The organism is Paraglaciecola sp. G1-13 (assembly GCF_055809255.1).
This window is the reverse complement of sequence record NZ_CM147903.1, coordinates 4273936-4291699: the sequence shown is the minus strand read 5'-3', so window position 1 is coordinate 4291699 and position 17764 is coordinate 4273936. Positions and strand designations below refer to the sequence as shown.

Sequence of the window (17764 nt, the reverse complement as noted above, 5' to 3'; positions counted from 1 at the left end):
TGCAGCGCTTCCCGTGCGTTGCGTCTTTAAGCTTAATGACCTTACTCAAACGATTTCATAGGGAAGTAAATGTTCGCCTTTATTGCTCGCCAGCCTATCTTAGATCGCCAACGTGATGTGTTTGCCTACGAGTTACTCTTTCGTGACGGTAAGAACAACTGCTATCCAGATACGGCAAGAGACGAACGTACCGAAAAACTGATTGCTAAGCATTACCTTACCCTCGGATTAGACGAGATCTCTTGCAATAAAAAATCATTTATTAACTTTCAAAAAGAAACCTTAATCAATGGTTTACCCTCTGTTCTAGATCCCTCCAACGTCGTCGTTGAATTATCCGATGCTGTATTGCCACACGATACCTTGCTAGAAGTCTGCCAGCAAGTGAAGAGCTCAGGTTTTACTATCGCTTTGGACGATCATAACTTGGATCCCAAATGGAATGATTTTCTGCCATTTGTTGACATCGTTAAAGTGAACGTGATGCAAAGCGATTACGATGGTGTGGCGAAGAGTATGCCCAGGTTATTAGATGCCAATGTAAAGTTGGTGGCTGAACAGATTGATAGCCAGCAAGATTTCGAAATATATCGAGACATGGGATTTGATTACTTCCAAGGTTACTTTTTTGCTAAGCCCGAGGCGATTAAGCAACAAAATTTGCCCACCTCTAAGTTAACGTTAGTGGAACTTATGGGTGTCAGCTCTAGCGAAACCTTTGACATCGAGCGTGTGAATTCTGTTATTGAGCATGATGTTGGCTTGTCTTATATGCTGTTGCGCTTTGTCAACAACCCTATGGTGAATAAGCGCTACAGGATCACGTCATTGCGCCACGCAATAACTTATATGGGTGAAGTCGAGCTTAAGAAGTTCGTGGCCCTGTTAGCGTTGGCCAATCTAAATGATGATAAGCCGATTGAGTTGCTGCACTTGTCGCTTGTAAGGGCGAAATTTTGCGACTTAGTTGCCCGAGAAGCCAAAAAAGGGGATAACCCACCAGTGGGCTTTTTGGTTGGTTTGTTCTCTTTGCTTGATGCAATACTAGACCAAGATATGGGCACACTGCTGAATCAGTTACCCATTGATGATGAAGTGAAATTTGCTCTAAGCGGTGGCCAGAACGACTTGTCTATTTATTTAGTTCTGGCGAGGGCGTTTGAAAGTGCGAATTGGTTGAAAGTGATACGTATCGCTGGGTTATTGAAAATTGACCAGAAACGTCTGCACAGTATGTTCAATGAAGCCATTATGTGGGGGAACGGTCTACGTCAGTCTGTTTCACCACACTTTCCAGAATCAAGAGCGTAAACGCTGGCCGATAGAAGGTATTCGTACTAAACGCAGTGGGTGAGACCTCTCTAGTACGCCTAAGACAGCTTCACTTTGGCTCGATAGCACTCACATGTCGTTTTACTGAAATCATCGAGCCAACTAGCCCTAGCAGCACAGAAGTTGACAGCATAATAAGCAAGGTGCTGAAGTCGACACCGGTAATATTGAATTGCTTTTGATAAAGGGCGCTCACGGCCTCAACGCTGGCGCTCATCCACCACAATAAGCCAACTACCGTAAACCAGGCTAATAGGCCGCCTAATAAACCATACCAGAAGCCAGTGTACATAAAGGGCCGTTGAATAAAGGCATCGGTGGCACCCACTAATTTCATCACTAGTATTTCATCTTTTTTGCTTAGAATGTTGAGCCTGATCGTATTACCGATAATCAAAATAACTGCCAAAAATAGCAGTAGCGCAATGATCGTCACTAACTCTTTGGCTACTGTTAAGAGTGCATCTAGGCGCTGTAACCACTCCAGATCCAGTTTTCCTATGTCGACTTCGCGCTCTTTGCGCAGCTTATCAAGCAACAGACGAGCCGCTACAGGGCCAGCATGTTTCTCGCTAGGCGCCACAAGCACAACTGGTGGCAATGGGTTTTTATCTAAATACGCGATAGCATCGCCGAATCCCGACAACGCTTTAAACTCATTTAGCGCGTCATCCGCAGGGATATAAGTCACCTTACTCACTTCAGGCCAAGAATTTATACGGGTCAGAAGTTGGTCTATGTGTTGTTTTGATGTTTCAGCTTTTAGAAATAAGGATATTTCAGAGGCTTGATCCCACCCCGAACTCACTTGTTCAATATTTTTCACTAGGATATATAAGGTGCTAGGCAGTGTGATGCTCAACCCCAACACGCCTATGGTCATCAGTGAAGCCGCGCCAGAGCGCCACAATTCCCCCAAACTGCCTAATGCTTGGCGAACATGACTGAGAAAAAACATTTGAATGCGTTGAATGATAGAAACCTGACTTAGCTGGGCGCCCTGGGCTCGCCCTTTAAATAATAAACTCATTCTTCAAACTCACTTATAAATGTGTCGCTAGCCATTACAGAACCAGACTGTTGTTTCTGCGTTTTTGTTAAAAATCTTGGGATAGGCCATCGGTGATCATTTGCCCATTTTTGAGGGTCAGAGTTCGATATTTCATGCGCGCGATCAAACCCAAGTCGTGGGTTGCGATAAACACGGATACGCGCGCCTGGTTGAAATCTTCAAACAATCGAATAATTTCCATGGACAACTTCGGATCCAAATTACCCGTGGGCTCATCAGCCAACAATAGTGGCGGCTTATTCACAACTGCGCGAGCAATGCCTACGCGTTGTTGCTCACCGCCTGATAGCATAATGGGAAGATTTTTTGCTTTGTCTCTAAGGCCAACCATTTCAAGCGCTGCATGCACTCGTTTGGTGGTTTCTTTGTGTGAATAACCCTCAATAATGAGTGGCAGTGCGACATTGTCGAATACGCTTTTGTCCATCAATAGTTGATGGCTTTGAAAAATCATGCCTATGTCACGACGAATATAGGCAATTTGGCGACGACTAATACTATTTAAGTCATGCCCATTAATTAATACCTGACCCACAGTGGGGCGTTCCATCAAACTGATTAATTTCAGCAAAGTACTTTTACCGGCACCTGAATGACCCGTTAAAAATGCCATTTCTCCGGGCTCTACATGAAAGTCTACCTTGCGCAGCGCTTGTTGCCCGCCAGGGTAGGTTTTACTTACTTGCTGAAATTTGATCATTGAATCACTCTTCGCTTAATCAGGCTGTTAGCGGCATCGTTTGTTATTGCAAACTCTGCTTAAGTCTCGTTTTAGGTCGTGCTTTCAGCGCTATTTTCAACGCCGTTTTCAGCGAAGAGTGCCTCAACAAATTCGTCACTGGCAAACGGACGTAAATCGTCGATGCCTTCACCTACACCGATATAACGAATAGGGATTTTAAATTGATCCGCTAAAGCAAAAATCACCCCACCTTTTGCGGTGCCATCTAGCTTGGTTAATGTGATTCCAGTTAGTCCAACCGCTTGGTTGAATAACTTGGTTTGGCTGACGGCATTCTGGCCTGTGGCCGCATCGAGTGTCAGCATAACTTCATGAGGCGCATTTGGGTTAATTTTGCGCATCACCCGTACCACTTTTTTCAGCTCTTCCATTAAGTGATCTTTATTTTGCAATCGCCCCGCGGTATCGGCGATTAGCACATCCACATTACGCGCTTTGGCAGACTCTAATGCATCGTAAATAACAGATGCGCTGTCTGAACCGGTTTTCTGCGCTATCACAGGAATGTTATTACGCTCACCCCATACTTGCAGTTGTTCAACTGCTGCGGCTCTGAATGTATCACCGGCAGCCAACATGACTTTTTTGCCTTGAGATTGGAACTGTTTCGCCATTTTACCGATGGTGGTTGTTTTACCTACGCCGTTTACTCCCACCATTAAGATAACAAATGGGCCATCTTCGCTTTTCGGTTCAAGGGGCTGGCTGACTTCTTGTAATATGTTGCTCATTTGCTGTTTCAGCAATTGATACAACGCCTCACCGTCTTTTAGCTGATTGCGTTTAGCGCCGTCTGTTAGCCTAGAGATAATTTTGCTGGTGGTATCGATTCCTACATCGGCGACCAACAATTGAGTTTCTAATTCTTCGAATAAATCATCATCGATGGCTTTACCGCGAAACAGGCTAATAAAGCCGCTGCCGAGGTTTTCTTTCGTACGTGAGAGGCTTTGTCTTAACTTGGCAAACAGCCCCATTTTGACTGGTTTTTCAGGTTCTTCTTCAGGCTTCGCCTTTGACTCTGGCACCAGCTCAGGCTGGGATTCTAGCTCATGTTCAACAACAGGTTGAAGCTCTGCCTCAGACATTTCTGTCGTGGCCTCAAATACTTCAGACGGTTCAGTTGATGCAGCAACTGACACAGGCTCCACGTTGCTGGTGATAGCGTCTTCACTGGCGTCAATAACCGAGGCTGGGGTTTCAACTTGAATAATGTTTTGGTCGTGCTCAGTATCAGCACGCTCTTCCAAGGTATGCTCAACTTCCACTGCAGGTTGCCCGTGAGAAGGGCTTTCTACTTCTGTGGCAGCATAATCATCAATTTTTTGCAGTTTTGCGTGCTCATCCGCTTGCTCAAGAAGGCGCTCATCGCTGTTATCGTCGATTTGTGATTGTGCCTCTTGGGCTTCTTCTGGTGTGCTCTTTGGGGGATTTTGTGGCTCTGACTTAGGCTTGTCTTTTTTGAGCCAACCGAAAAACTTGGACATATTAGATAGAAATCCTTGGAAAATCGTTGAATTAATTGAGTACACTTACGTATCTTTGCAGCAATGATAACATTCCTACTATAAATGAAGCGAGACGTAAAAAAGACTCAAGCCACCAATGGTGCAATTCGTATTATCAGCGGGCAATGGCGCGGGCGAAAATTGCCTGTCATGGATGTTCAAGGGCTGCGCCCCACAACAGACAGAAACAAAGAAACATTATTCAACTGGCTAATGGCGCATACCCAAGACAGTCATTGCTTAGATGCATTTGCAGGCAGCGGTGGCCTAGGTTTCGAAGCGCTTTCTCGGTATGCCAAGCGTGTGACGTTTATTGAGTTAGACAAAAAAGTCGCTAGAAGTTTGCAGCAAAATCTCGACACGCTCAAAGCATCTAAAGAGAGTGCACAGGTGCTATGCGGCGATTCCCTAGGTTACCTGAGTCAGCTAAACGACAAATTTGATTTGATTTTTTTAGACCCGCCTTTTAACAAAAGCTTAATTCCTAAAGCGATCGATGGTATCGAGCAGAACAGTTTGTTGGCCAAAGAGGGCTTGGTTTATATCGAATGCGAAACGCAAAATGCTCAGTATAAAGTGCCGCCTAGTTGGCGCTTATTGAAAGAAAATCAGACTAGCCAAGTTACCGCGAGACTGTATCAAGGCTAGTGCTTCAGATAATTTCGTTGGGGCATTTACAACCTTAAAGAACCTACTATGGGGTAATATCAATGCCGATATTACTCATGCCCTCACCAATGGAGATGTCTTTAAGGGCTTTACAGGTATCGCCATTTTTTGGGCTGTTGGCCAAAAACGTGAGTAATTCTTGTTGGATTTCAATTTCCCATTGCATCAGTGGGTGTTGCTTTATCTCTTCGACACTTATTTCTGCTTCAGAAGTTGCTTCGACAAAAGCTTCTACCGTGCCTTGAGCAAGTTTGCTGACCACAACGGCGCCTTGCAGGTCTTCTTCCATCAATAGCAGAATAAGCGCTGACATTGACATAGCGGTATCAATGGCAGGATATACCCCAATACTGTCGTAATCGTTTGGGTCAGGCACGCTTGCTTCAACTTTTTCAAGTTGTGCGGCAAAATTAATTTTGGTTTTGGGGTGAGCGAGCCATTCCCAAATCACGTTCAAACTGTTGCGGTATGGACTTGGGTCGGCAAATTCAGTGGCTTCGCAAAAAAGCTGGTAGTTGGGTAGCATGCGTTCTAGCAATGCTGCTGAGAAAGCAACAGATTGCCACGTTTCTAAATCTCTAACTTGTTGGAAAATAGTTAGTTTATTGTCTTTCATTTTTACCTCTTTGATTCGCCGATTACACCAGCGAATAGAATTTTCCGATGCCATCTAGCAGCATTTGAATTGAAATCATAATTAAGATCATGCCCATCAAACGCTCAATAGCGATAAGTCCGCGCTCGCCCAATACGCGATGAAATACACTCGAAAACATCAATATCACCGCACTGACGGACCAAGCAGCTAAAAGTGCTAAAGACCAATCCAGCATGCGGCTGTGATCTTGATTGGCCAACAAAATTAAGGCTGCGAGAATGGACGGTCCAGCGACCATAGGAATGGCTAAAGGGACAATAAAAGGCTCTTCACCTGCCGGCAGTCCTGTTACCCCACCTGGTTGAGGGAATATCATTTTCAAGGCAATCAAAAATAAAATAATACCACCAGCGATGCTCACCGTTTCTTGTTTGACGCTTAGAAAATCTAATACAGCCTGACCGCTGAATAAAAATCCCAACATGATCAACAGCGAAAAAATCAATTCGCGGATCAAAACGATACGGCGTCGCTTGGGCTCAATCGTTTTTAGCACAGACATGAACACAGGAAGGTTACCAAGTGGGTCCATAATCAAAAATAATGTAATGGCCGCAGACCAAGTATCCATAATGCTACTCTATTGGTAGGTAATTTCACAAAGGGGTGATAGCGCAAGTGTATAACAACTATGCTGCTCAGCCCATCTGATTGAAAGATTTATCTATTTTTATTATTTTAAGTTGCCAAAGATCAACAGCTCAAGGGTAAATTCTTTGCTATGGTTGACTAACAGAACTTTGCTAACGAGAAGTACCCATGCCAGTATTTGGCGTTTTAATTGAAAGAAGGATCAAAAAATGAGTGTGATGACAGTGGATGAAGTAGCGAATTTTTTGGGCGTCGAAGTGATACGTGTTGAGCGGCTAGAGCGTGAAAGTTTGTTGATTGCCGTTGATAAAGACGAACAGGGAAAACCGCTGTTTAATTCTGCCGACGTAGAGAAATACAAAGTGTTGGCTGAGCGCTTAGGTGGGCTGTGAACGTCTTGATATCTAAAGTGCTATTTCAGTAACCTTAGGTACGACCAGCGTACCTAAGTCTGTTTTGCATCTGCTAATAAAGTCTAAAAATAAGGGCGATTATTCAGACAATAGTGCTTTGGCTATGGTTCTAATACCCAAGCCAGACGCGCCAGCGGGTGTGTAAGCATCAGCGCTGTCATTAAATGCGGCGGCTAAATCCATATGTAACCAACCTTGTCCCTTATTACCCACAAACCGAGACAAAAATCCCGCCGCGTTTGATGCGCCGCCCGCGCCACCCCCTTTTTGTGCACGGCTATTGGCAGTATCTGCATAATTTGATGGACACTTTTCTTGATGCCATAGCTCAAGAGGCAAAGGCCAGGCGGGTTCATTTTCCTCACTGGCGTAACCTAGCACGCGTTGCATCAAGTTTTTATCCAAGGCAAATAGCGCATTGTAATCACGACCTAACGCAGCACTTGCAGCACCGGTTAAGGTCGCAGCATCAATAATCAAGGGGGCCTGAGTTTCACTGGCTGCCATCAGACCGTCAGCTAGCACTAAACGACCTTCTGCATCGGTATTGACGATTTCTACTGTCGTGCCATTTTTATAGGTGATGATGTCGCCTAATTTGTAAGCGTGACCGCTTATAAGGTTCTCAGCACAGCACAAATATAGTTTCACTCGTTTATTTAGACCTTGCATAATCGCTAAGCCTAAGCCGCCTGTTACCATAGCCGCCCCGCCCATATCACATTTCATGTGCAGCATACCTTCACTGCTTTTAATGCTATAACCGCCGCTGTCAAAGGTGATGCCTTTGCCAACCAACGCAGCACTAACAGGCGCAAGAGGATCGTCAGTAGGGTTGAAATCTACTTCAAGCATGACCGGCGGGCGCTGGCTACCTCGGCCCACATTGTACAAGCCATGCCATTGTTGCTCGACAAGTTCTTCGCCCACCCATTGTTTTGCAGTGACGTGACTTGGACTTAGGCTGGTTAGCCACTCAACACTGGTGCTCGCTAGCTTTTCAGGGGAGAGGTCTTCAGGGGTGGCATTTGTTTGATTACGGGTAAAAACCAAGGCTTGGTAGCGCTGCGTTAGCGTGTCGCTATTCTCATCATCAACCCATTGAATATGGTGTTGTTTTTTGGTGTTCGTGAAACTGTAAGCAAACGCCCATTGCTGTTCGATATGCCACTTACCGCATAAAGTCACGAAATCTAAATTTAAACCGTCTAAAATGCGCGCTGCCCGGCGAATGGTTCGGTTTTGAGGATCATCTGATAATAAATGGATTGTAGCGCTTTCATTGTCGAACGAGAGTACAGCGTTTTTACCCCAGTGGGCAGGTGCTGGCGCGTTAGACAGTTGGATAGAAAGTCGAGACATAAAACACTCCTAAGAAAAGTAAGCCGATATCATAACAACTTTGTAACGATAAACAGTATGGTGATGAATGCAATTTTATAACAGTTTGATTGAAGGGATATTGGTTAAACGTTACAAACGATTTTTAACCGACGTTACGTTGTTAAACGGTGAAGAGGTCGTTGCGCACTGTCCTAACACCGGAGCAATGACCGGATGTGCTGAACCCGGGATGCAGGTTTGGCTCTCCCCAAGTAATAACCCTAAGCGCAAACTGGGCTATACTTGGGAGTTAGGAGTAACGCATCAAGGCCATTGGATTGGCATCAATACCAATAACGCAAACAAAATAGTTGCAGAGGCATTGGCAACACACGCTATTCAAGAGTTGCAGGGATATGAAACCGTTCGTCCTGAAGTGCGTTTTGGGCATGAAAACAGCAGAATTGATTTTCTTCTAAGTAGTAGCGATAAGAAAGATTGCTATGTTGAAGTCAAATCGGTGACCTTATTGGAAGAGGGGCAGGGGTACTTTCCGGACGCGAAAACGGTACGCGGTCAAAAGCATTTGCGTGAGCTTGCCGCTATGGTCGAACAGGGGTATCGCGCTGTTTTACTCTTTTGTGTGCAGCACAGTGGCATTCAAAGCGTTAAAATTGCAGAACATATTGATCCAAAATATGCGCAAATGTTTAAGCATGCTGTTGACGTTGGGGTAGAAGTGTTAGCTTACTCGTGTGCGATTAACGAACAAAATATTACGCTAAATCAACGACTACCCATGATTGTATGAAAATATAAGTTGCTTTTTTCGCCGACATCGCCATATTGCCCGTCGGAATTTGGTTTTTAGCATGAATAGCAGGTCAGTGCGTGGAATTGCCAGCGGTATTTCTTTCTGTTATACATACCCGCTTGCACAAAACCGTCCTGTGCTCGTAGTTAAGGAGAATTGGCTGATGCCAACAGGAAATACGAATAAAACACTCGGATTATTAGCCCTAGCTGGTCTTACTCCCTATCAGGAGAAAGCAGGCGAGGAATACATGAATGAAAAACAAATGGAGCATTTCCGTTTGTTGCTAAAAGCATGGCGCGACCAATTACGCCAAGAAGTAGATCGTACTGTGCATCATATGCAAGACGAAGCGGCTAACTTCCCTGACCCAGTCGATCGGGCAGCACAGGAAGAAGAGTTCAGTATTGAACTTAGAACCCGTGACCGTGAGCGCAAATTGATCAAAAAAATCGAGAAAACCCTTAAGCGTATCGAAGAAGACGATTTTGGCTTCTGTGATACCTGTGGTATCGAAATTGGTGTTAGGCGTTTAGAAGCCCGTCCTACCGCTGATATGTGTATCGATTGTAAGACCCTAGCTGAAATTAAAGAAAAGCAGCTACAAGGTTAATACTGATAAATAAAGAAAAGCTGCTCAATGCAGCTTTTTTTATGTTTACACGTTACTTAGGTTAATGAATTTACCTTTCGTTGCACAGCGCCGTAATCAAGATACCTCTTATGTAGGTCGGTTTGCGCCATCCCCCTCTGGACCATTGCACTTAGGTTCCCTCGTGGCCGCTTTAGGCAGTTATATACGTGCGCGGCAAATGGACGGGAAATGGTTACTACGCATAGAAGATATTGATCCCCCACGAGCGCTCGCTGGTGCAGATGATCTCATAAAAGAGTCACTCGTTCGTCACGGGCTGTTATGGGACGACGAAGTAACTTATCAACATGACAGTCACGAACGATATGAGCAAGCACTCAATTGGCTGCAGGCAAATGGTCATAGTTATTGTTGCCAATGTAATAGAAAGCAACGACTCGCCAACCCTAAAGGGCAACCTTGCCCCTGCGCGCAGTTAGCCTTGGCAAAAGATGAATGTGCCACTGTCCTGAGGAATACTTTGGGGGGGCAGCATATTCAAGATTTAGCATTAGGGGCGGTTTCGTTTGCAAAAGGTGCCTGTGATGATTTTATCTTGCGCCGCAAAGATGGGTTATATGCCTATCAATTAGCTGTGGTCGTGGATGATATATACGCTGGCGTGACCGAAGTAGTGCGAGGTGCAGATATTCTGCCCTCTACCGCATATCAGCTAGCTTTATATCAACTGTTTGACCAACTACCCCCCGCATACCTGCATTTACCACTTGTGATGGGAGATAACGGTCAAAAACTGAGTAAGCAAAACCATGCCCTAGGGTTAAATGATGCTGTTGCCAATAGCAATTTATGCAGGGCTCTTGAGGTCTTAGGTTTGCCGGTTCCTAGGTCGCTGAATAATGCCACGGTGAACGATATTTTAGAATTCGCACTGAACAACTGGCACATAGCACTTATCGCAAACGATGCGAGTGCGTTTGACAATAGAATTGACGCGTAAGACAGGTTATGATCCCACGCGTTAAAAAACCTGTTTTGGGTAATCCTTTATATTGGAGCTGAACTTATTATTTCTCGCGTAATCAACAAGGTTAAAGAGGCGTTTAAAAGTACGCCGAGCACAGCTAAAACCACTCTTGTTGCCAACATTATTCCCCGTGCTGAACATCCGGTATCCCGCAGTGACATTAGCGATAACGCGCTAAAGGTGCTGTACCGTCTGCATAATAACGGTTATCAAGCTTTTTTAGTTGGTGGCTGCGTGCGCGATATTCTATTGGGTAAAAAACCCAAAGATTTTGACGTCACTACAGACGCGACTCCTGAACAGGTCAAAGAATTGTTCAGAAACTGCCGCCTAATTGGCCGTCGGTTTCGTTTAGCGCACGTGGTGTTTGGTCGAGAAGTTATCGAAGTTGCCACTTTTCGTGGTCATCACCCTGTTGAAGACGAAAATGCCAAAGAGCAGAATTTGAGCAAGCAAAGCGATCATGGCCAGTTGCTTCGTGACAACGTGTTTGGCAGCATAGAAGAAGACGCAGAGCGTCGTGACTTCACCGTTAATGCGATGTATTACAACATCGCTGATTACAGTATTCATGATTTTGCCAACGGCATGGAAGCAGTTAAAAAGCGTCAAATCACTATGATTGGCGACCCTGCTACTCGTTACCGTGAAGATCCGGTGCGTATGTTACGTGCGGTGCGTTTTGCTGTGAAATTGGGTATGAAAATAAGCCCTGAAACCGCCAAGCCGATGTACGAACTCGCCCCATTAATGGCGAATATTCCTCCAGCGCGTTTGTTTGAAGAAGTACTAAAGCTACTGTTATCGGGCCAAGGACTAGAAACCTACAAGTTACTCAACGAATTCGGTTTATTTGAACAGTTGTTCCCTCAGCTTACCCCTTTACTAAAATCTCAAAATAGTCGTGAACTTGCGTTTATTGAGCAAGTGCTGATGAATACGGATAACCGTATTAACTCGGATATGAAAGTGACCCCAGCGTTCATTTTTGCAGCCTTGTTATGGTATCCATTAGAAGAGCGTTGTCAGCAACATATGGTGGAAGGTGGCCTAAACCACTTTGACGCGTTTAATTTAGCCTTGAGTGATGTGCTGCATCGTCAAATTCAACGCATTATGATCCCCAAACGTTTTACCATCACAGTGCGCGAGATTTGGCAGTTGCAACAACGTCTTCCTAAGCGATACGGACGCAGAGCGTTTCAAATGCTTGAACACCCTAAATTTAGGGCTGCCTATGATTTCTTGCTTATTCGTGGGCAGATCGAAGGCGGTGAGCTACTCACATTAGCTCAGTGGTGGACAGATTTTCAAAACGTTAATCCTGAGCAGCGCCAAGGGATGTTAAAAACGCTACGCGAGAAAGAAGGCGGCGGTGCACCTAAGCGCAGAAGCCGCTACAGAGGCAAGAAGAAAGCCGCCCAATGAGCCAAGTTTATGTTGGGCTAGGGAGCAATTTGGCCCAGCCTCAACAACAAATAAGCCAAGCATTACGGGCAATTGAGTTATTGCCTGCTTCACATATATCGGCCACCTCGAGCTTGTATATCAGTCGCCCTATGGGACCACAAGACCAACCTAGCTATGTTAATGCGGTGGTTGAAGTGCAAACAAAAATGCAAGCTCTCGAATTTCTCCATTGCTTACAAAAAATTGAGCTTGAGCATGGTCGTGTGCGTAAAGCAGAGCGTTGGGGGCCGCGTACTTTAGATTTAGATATTCTTATTTTTGGTACTCAAATTATTGATTCAGTTGAACTTACTGTGCCACATTACGGTATGAAAGAGCGAGAGTTCGTTTTGTATCCTTTGCATGAAATTGCCCCCGAATTACAACTACCAAACGGCACTAAATTGACCGAATTGCTCATTAACTGCCCCCTCAATGGGTTGGAAAAATTACCCTATAAATGAGTGTGATAGAAATCCGCTAAAAAATCCGTATAGTGCCTGATTTACTCAAGCTCTATTTAGTGTTCATCGTACTGGAGTGATTCAAAATGAAAAAAGTCACAACTTCCACGTTGTTGAAAATGAAGCAACAAAGCGAAAAAATTAGTGCGCTTACCGCATATGATGCGAGCTTCTCAAAATTGTTTGATGAGCAAGGGATAGACGTACTGCTGATTGGTGACTCGTTGGGCATGGTTTTGCAAGGCTGTGACGATACATTAGGCGTCAGCATTGATGATGTGGCCTATCACACTCGGGCTGTGCGTAAAGGCGTTGAGCGCGCATTTGTTATCGCAGATATGCCGTTTATGTCTTATTCCACCCCAGAGCAAACCTACTTGAACGCGGCAAAGCTAATGGCTGCTGGTGCAAGTATGGTCAAACTTGAAGGCGGTCGCTGGTTACTTGAGAGCATTCAAGGTTTAAATGAGCGTGGTGTCCCTGTTTGCGGTCATTTAGGCTTAACACCTCAGTCAGTACACGTTTTCGGGGGCTTTAAGGTACAAGGCCGCGATGATCTGCAAGCAGAGCAAATGCTCGAACAGGCCAAAGAAATGGCAGCGGCGGGTATACAGTTGTTGGTACTTGAGTGCGTACCGACAGAACTGGCAGGTGCGATATCTCAAGCAGTTGATATTCCGGTTATAGGAATTGGCGCGGGTCCAGAAACCGACGGACAAATTTTAGTGATGCACGACATGTTTGGTATCAGCGCCAATTACATGCCAAAATTTTCAAAAAACTACCTTCAAGAGACTGGCGATATGCGCACAGCGGTGAGTCAGTATATAGAAGAAGTGAAAGACGGTTCTTTCCCGTCTGAAGCCCATAGTTTCAGTAAGTGAGTCAAGTATGCGAGTGATCAGTAATATTGCTAGCTTGCGCGATGTGCGCCGCAGCTGGCAGGCAGATTCCAAAGTGATAGCTTTTGTTCCCACCATGGGCAACTTACATCAAGGTCACCTTAATTTGGTTAAAGAAGCTAAATTAAAGGCTGATATTGTGGTGGTATCGATCTTTGTCAACCCATTACAATTCGGACCAGATGAAGATTTAGAAGCGTACCCGCGCACATTAGAGAACGATCGTAATGTGCTTAGCGAGATGGGGGTAGATGTACTCTTTACTCCGCAAGTGAAGGATATTTACTCTCGTGGCTTGGAGCAGCAAACGTTCGTAGAAGTGCCGGGTATTTCCTACATGATTTGCGGTGCGAGTCGTCCTGGGCATTTCCGCGGTGTGGCAACGATAGTGTGTAAGCTGTTCAACATGGTTCAGCCGAATATGGCGTTCTTTGGTGAAAAAGACTTTCAGCAACTACAAGTCATTAAAGCCATGGTCACCGACCTGTCGATGAACTTAACCGTGCATGGTGTAAAGACTACTCGTGAAACTGATGGTTTGGCCATGAGCTCGCGTAACCAGTATCTAAATGCTGAGCAGCGTGCGCTTGCCCCCACTTTGTATACGCGCTTACAAGAGATGCAGCAAAAGATTGAATCAGGTCGTCGTGATTTTTCACGTATTACCAGTGAGTGCTGTGAGCAGCTTGCCGAAGCGGGCTTTAGTATCGATTACATTGAAATTCGTTCAGCCGATACGCTTTTACAGCCTGGGCATGAAGAAACTAACGTCGTTATCTTGGCAGCCGCTTTTTTAGGCCGTACCCGCTTAATCGACAATTTGCAGGTTTCGTTGGCCTAACAGCCATTACTGTCACCTTCATTAGCAAAAAGGCCGTTAGTGTGAACTAACGGCCTTTTTAGTGGGGTCCGACAAAGCCAACTAGATTACCTTTTCGGTTAACTCAGCCCAGTTTTGGCTTTTGCTGGCAATCGCGATTTGCTCATCCAGGATGTTTTGTAAATCATTTTCAGTGGTTAACGGATTTGCTAATACCACACGAAACACTGTCATGGTTTGATCGCCGTAAGTTTGAGTCTGTAAGCGGGTACGCGACACAAAAGACTTACCCGCCTCACGTTGCTGCTTTTGTACATATACGGTGAGTTTATCGAGTTTTTCATTAAATTTTACGTTTAACGAAGAGTCGGCTTTGACCTGTTGCTGCACCTCTTGGGGATTCACTCGATAAGTAAGTAACGACAAAGTAGGGTGCGTAATCAACTCGAAATCTGGGTGAGACTGGATCATTCGAGCGAAAACTTTCGCTTTCTCGATACTTTGATCAATCAACAATTCGTAACCTTGGCGACCAAATATATGCAAAGACGCATATACCATCATGGCCATACCGTTACGCGAGCCTTCTAATGTCGTGGCTCCCAAGTCTTTTGAGCCAGCTCGTAGTATGTAGTTTGCATGGTGACGTACTGCATTGCTGTCGTTAGGATCTTTAAACAACACCATACCCGCGCCCATAGGCACATACATTTGCTTGTGCGCATCTATGGTAACTGAATCTGCGCGTTCAATTCCCTTTAGGATCTTTCTATGGGTGCTTGAGAATAACGTAGCACCGCCCCAGGCCGCGTCCACATGAAAGTGGCAACCTAACTCTTGGGCAACGTCAGCCAGTTCATCTAATGGATCTACATGGCCTGTTTCTGTGGTGCCAGCAACGCCAACTATGCTAAGAATTTTATTGCCTTGTTCTGCGTATTCTTTACCGAAGGCAAGTGCCTTTTCAGGCGACAAACGCTGTGTAGGGCAGTCTAGCGTGATGAGTTGTTCACGGCCTAACCCGAGTATATCTACAGATTTTGACAGAGAGTAATGACCGCGGCGAGATGACAAAATTGCCATTTTCTTATAGCCATAATGAGCTAAACCTGCCGCTAAGCCTTCACGGGCCACCCCTTTAAATACACCATCGGCGGCTAAAGCTTTGTTGCGTGCAACCCACAAGGCGGTTACGTTCGCTATCGTGCCGCCAGAGCAAAATGCACCAAGCGCGTGATTAGCGTTATGTAGATAGGTGTTATAAAAGTCACTTTTTTGGGCATACACCAGTTCATGCATCATGCCCAATACTTGACGCTCCAAAGGCGTAAAGGCTTTAGAGGTTTCGATTTTGACCAAATTTTGATTTAAGCCAACTAATAATTTAGCTAACGATAAATGAAAATAAGGTAAGGCAGAGGTCATGTGCCCGATAAACGTTGGCGAATAGGTGTTAACAGAATTAGCGACTAACTTCTCGAGTAAATTAGCGGCGTGCTCCGAGACAAACTCTGGGTGTTCAGGCACATTAAATTCAGCGAAACTTTGTTCGATTTGCTCAAGTGACGTGACCTTGGTCACCACGTGTTGAGACAAAAAATCAGCCAAGTTATCTGACAGATGCTGCTCAATTTGAGCCAATTTAGAATCTTTACCTTCGGGCATGGTAAACACTCTAAACAAATGCTCTAAACTGACTTCAGCTACGGCCACTCTTGACACCTCATATGAAAACTTTCAGGTCGCGAACTTTACATGAATTTTTCATCTAGACCAACATAAACACCGCGTTTATAAGGGGAGAAAGTCGCTTTTTAAGGACTCCTTTTACGTAACAGAGTGTGTGGCGACCAGAAATATTCGAAAATGTGTACAAAAGTTGCGCTATCAACCCTAGCCTTGGGGCGCTAACTTGCTATAGTATAAAGAAAAAATGCTGTCTATTATGAAAGTTTCTACAGTCACAGAAAGCTTCAACCTCGACAATGTCGTGCCCTTCTTCCAACCGATTATGGATTTATCCACTAATCAGGTTTGGCGCTATGAATGCTTAGCCCGTTTAATTACCTTAGGTGAACATCCGTTTATTCCCACTGAGTTCCTGTACTTGGTTGACCGACAAGAGAGTCGCTCGCAATTGACAGAAACGATTTTTAATCGCAGTGCACAGTATTTTCGCGAGCGAGACATGCCGTGGAATATCAACATTAGCCTAGCCGATATGCAAGACGAGGGCATTCATAGGTTTTTAAGCAATCAAGCTCAGAGCTACCCCAACCCTCAGCGGGTGGCATTAGAAGTGACTGCGCAAAACGTGTTGGCAGACACAGACACCTTTGAAACGTTTTCCTTGTTATGTAAAAAGCTGGGCTTGAGCTTGTTCGTTGATAATCTAGAGCCAGATGTAGGGCAGGTAGAGCATTTACTCGCTTTACCGATCAGTGGGGTGAAAATTTCAGGCCCAGTGTTGGCAGATTTAGCCAAAAATGAAAAAGCACAAACCGTGATCAAGGCACTGTGCGAACAGGGGCGACGTAAAAATATTGATTTAGTCGCTCAACACCTTGAAAGTGAAGCACAATTAAACCTGCTTAAACATCTTAATGTGCGTTACGCCCAAGGCTTTTATTTCAGCCAACCGAAGGCGCAAGCACACTAAAGAGCGTTAGATAAACTGCAGTGACAACTGTGTATCAAACCGCGATTACAACTGGCTAATCACTCGCCAACTCTGTTGGCCGCTAGCCCAATATTTGCGTTCAAATGGGGTGATAGCTTGCGCATGGTGATATTGCTTCATGTCTGCGCTAAACCCTGCTAGCTCAAGGGCCAAAGCAAATTCCTGAATGTAAATTTGCCAGTTGCTACGCACTTCAAGTTGCCCGCCCAATTTAACGATTTCTGCAAATGCTGGGCTGCCGTGCCAACGTCTTTGCACATGCGCTGCTTTAGGATAAGGATTAGGGTAGAGCAAAAAGTGTTTACTCAAACGCCATTCGGCTTTCACCGCCAAACGCCAGAAGTCATTTAGATCCGCTCTGAGTATCAAGGCATTATCCTGCTTTAGACTGTAATGCTCATGTTTGCCCACGCGCAGCGCTGACTTGTCGACCCCTATGACTTTGGCCTCTGGGTGCTGATTGGCAATGTGTGCGGTGCTTTCGCCTACACCACAGCATGCATCTAAAATCAGCGGCCCTTGCCAATCACCTAGCCAGTCTTGCGCTTGGGAAAATGCTTGTAAGGTATGTTCCGTCAATGGGCGCTGGCTGGCGTGTTGCAAGTGACGAGCAACCAAATCTGGGAGCTTTTCATGCACCCCAGTTTGATTGCTATCGATATGCCGAGAATTGCCTTCGGGCGCAGAATAGTTATGACTCACGTT

The 17764-nt window shown here is 45.2% G+C and carries 19 protein-coding genes; 11 read left to right on the top strand and 8 right to left on the bottom strand.

Going from position 1 to position 17764, the window contains the following annotated elements; translation table 11 throughout:
• Positions 1-69: 69 nt before the first annotated feature.
• On the top strand, positions 70-1311 hold the full coding sequence (locus AC0L6N_RS18120; protein ID WP_473476578.1) for an EAL and HDOD domain-containing protein: 1242 nt from the start codon (positions 70-72) through the stop codon (positions 1309-1311).
• 70 nt (positions 1312-1381) lie between these two features.
• On the opposite strand, the gene ftsX is transcribed toward AC0L6N_RS18120, so the two are convergent.
• From ftsX to ftsY, 3 genes are all read right to left on the bottom strand, one after another.
• Positions 1382-2362 carry a permease-like cell division protein FtsX gene (ftsX, locus tag AC0L6N_RS18115; RefSeq protein ID WP_011576651.1) on the bottom strand — a complete coding sequence of 327 codons (981 nt, stop codon included), beginning with the start codon at positions 2360-2362 and terminating at the stop codon, positions 1382-1384.
• 67 nt (positions 2363-2429) lie between these two features.
• On the bottom strand, positions 2430-3104 hold the full coding sequence (ftsE, locus tag AC0L6N_RS18110) for a cell division ATP-binding protein FtsE (RefSeq protein WP_473476576.1): 675 nt from the start codon (positions 3102-3104) through the stop codon (positions 2430-2432).
• Between the two features lie 71 nt (positions 3105-3175).
• The gene (gene ftsY, locus AC0L6N_RS18105; RefSeq protein ID WP_473476574.1) at positions 3176-4633 is read right to left on the bottom strand and encodes a signal recognition particle-docking protein FtsY; all 1458 of its coding nucleotides are present in this window, start codon (positions 4631-4633) and stop codon (positions 3176-3178) included.
• Positions 4634-4717: 84 nt separating this feature from the next.
• On the opposite strand from ftsY, the gene rsmD reads away from it, so the two are divergent.
• Positions 4718-5302, top strand: a complete 585-nt coding sequence (gene rsmD, locus AC0L6N_RS18100) for a 16S rRNA (guanine(966)-N(2))-methyltransferase RsmD (protein WP_473476571.1) — start codon at positions 4718-4720, stop codon at positions 5300-5302.
• A gap of 46 nt (positions 5303-5348) precedes the next feature.
• Here the strand turns inward: rsmD and AC0L6N_RS18095 are convergent, their stop codons facing one another.
• The gene (locus AC0L6N_RS18095) at positions 5349-5939 is read right to left on the bottom strand and encodes a YjaG family protein (RefSeq protein ID WP_473476569.1); all 591 of its coding nucleotides are present in this window, start codon (positions 5937-5939) and stop codon (positions 5349-5351) included.
• Between the two features lie 22 nt (positions 5940-5961).
• The gene (locus AC0L6N_RS18090; protein WP_006992952.1) at positions 5962-6552 is read right to left on the bottom strand and encodes a YhgN family NAAT transporter; all 591 of its coding nucleotides are present in this window, start codon (positions 6550-6552) and stop codon (positions 5962-5964) included.
• Positions 6553-6781: 229 nt separating this feature from the next.
• On the opposite strand from AC0L6N_RS18090, the gene AC0L6N_RS18085 reads away from it, so the two are divergent.
• A complete protein-coding gene (locus AC0L6N_RS18085; protein ID WP_011576646.1) occupies positions 6782-6964 on the top strand; it encodes a hypothetical protein in 183 nt (60 codons plus the stop codon).
• A 99-nt stretch (positions 6965-7063) separates the two neighbouring features.
• Here AC0L6N_RS18085 and pepB read toward each other — a convergent pair whose 3' ends face one another.
• Positions 7064-8347, bottom strand: coding sequence for an aminopeptidase PepB (gene pepB / locus AC0L6N_RS18080; RefSeq protein ID WP_473476566.1), 1284 nt, complete (start codon positions 8345-8347; stop codon positions 7064-7066).
• Between the two features lie 67 nt (positions 8348-8414).
• Between pepB and sfsA the strand changes: the two genes are divergently transcribed.
• The 7 genes from sfsA to panC all read left to right on the top strand — a co-directional run bounded on the left by sfsA (position 8415) and on the right by panC (position 14400).
• Positions 8415-9119 (top strand): DNA/RNA nuclease SfsA, encoded by a 705-nt coding sequence (gene sfsA / locus AC0L6N_RS18075; protein WP_473476564.1) that lies wholly within the window; start codon positions 8415-8417, stop codon positions 9117-9119.
• 166 nt (positions 9120-9285) lie between these two features.
• Positions 9286-9735 carry an RNA polymerase-binding protein DksA gene (gene dksA / locus AC0L6N_RS18070; RefSeq protein WP_011576643.1) on the top strand — a complete coding sequence of 150 codons (450 nt, stop codon included), beginning with the start codon at positions 9286-9288 and terminating at the stop codon, positions 9733-9735.
• A 64-nt stretch (positions 9736-9799) separates the two neighbouring features.
• The gene (gene gluQRS / locus AC0L6N_RS18065; RefSeq protein ID WP_473476562.1) at positions 9800-10717 is read left to right on the top strand and encodes a tRNA glutamyl-Q(34) synthetase GluQRS; all 918 of its coding nucleotides are present in this window, start codon (positions 9800-9802) and stop codon (positions 10715-10717) included.
• A 150-nt stretch (positions 10718-10867) separates the two neighbouring features.
• Entirely contained in the window at positions 10868-12172 is a 1305-nt protein-coding gene (pcnB, locus tag AC0L6N_RS18060; RefSeq protein WP_041714120.1) for a polynucleotide adenylyltransferase PcnB, read from the top strand.
• Complete coding sequence (gene folK, locus AC0L6N_RS18055; RefSeq protein WP_473476560.1) at positions 12169-12657, top strand: 2-amino-4-hydroxy-6-hydroxymethyldihydropteridine diphosphokinase; 489 nt, start codon at positions 12169-12171, stop codon at positions 12655-12657. Before pcnB ends, folK begins: the two co-directional genes overlap by 4 nt.
• A gap of 86 nt (positions 12658-12743) precedes the next feature.
• Positions 12744-13541 (top strand): 3-methyl-2-oxobutanoate hydroxymethyltransferase, encoded by a 798-nt coding sequence (gene panB / locus AC0L6N_RS18050; protein ID WP_011576639.1) that lies wholly within the window; start codon positions 12744-12746, stop codon positions 13539-13541.
• A 7-nt stretch (positions 13542-13548) separates the two neighbouring features.
• The gene (panC, locus tag AC0L6N_RS18045) at positions 13549-14400 is read left to right on the top strand and encodes a pantoate--beta-alanine ligase (protein WP_473476557.1); all 852 of its coding nucleotides are present in this window, start codon (positions 13549-13551) and stop codon (positions 14398-14400) included.
• Positions 14401-14481: 81 nt separating this feature from the next.
• Here panC and panP read toward each other — a convergent pair whose 3' ends face one another.
• The gene (gene panP, locus AC0L6N_RS18040) at positions 14482-16092 is read right to left on the bottom strand and encodes a pyridoxal-dependent aspartate 1-decarboxylase PanP (protein WP_473476556.1); all 1611 of its coding nucleotides are present in this window, start codon (positions 16090-16092) and stop codon (positions 14482-14484) included.
• A gap of 232 nt (positions 16093-16324) precedes the next feature.
• On the opposite strand from panP, the gene AC0L6N_RS18035 reads away from it, so the two are divergent.
• Positions 16325-17038 (top strand): EAL domain-containing protein, encoded by a 714-nt coding sequence (locus AC0L6N_RS18035; RefSeq protein WP_473476555.1) that lies wholly within the window; start codon positions 16325-16327, stop codon positions 17036-17038.
• A gap of 45 nt (positions 17039-17083) precedes the next feature.
• On the opposite strand, the gene trmB is transcribed toward AC0L6N_RS18035, so the two are convergent.
• Positions 17084-17761, bottom strand: a complete 678-nt coding sequence (gene trmB, locus AC0L6N_RS18030; protein ID WP_473476553.1) for a tRNA (guanine(46)-N(7))-methyltransferase TrmB — start codon at positions 17759-17761, stop codon at positions 17084-17086.
• Positions 17762-17764: the final 3 nt, after the last annotated feature.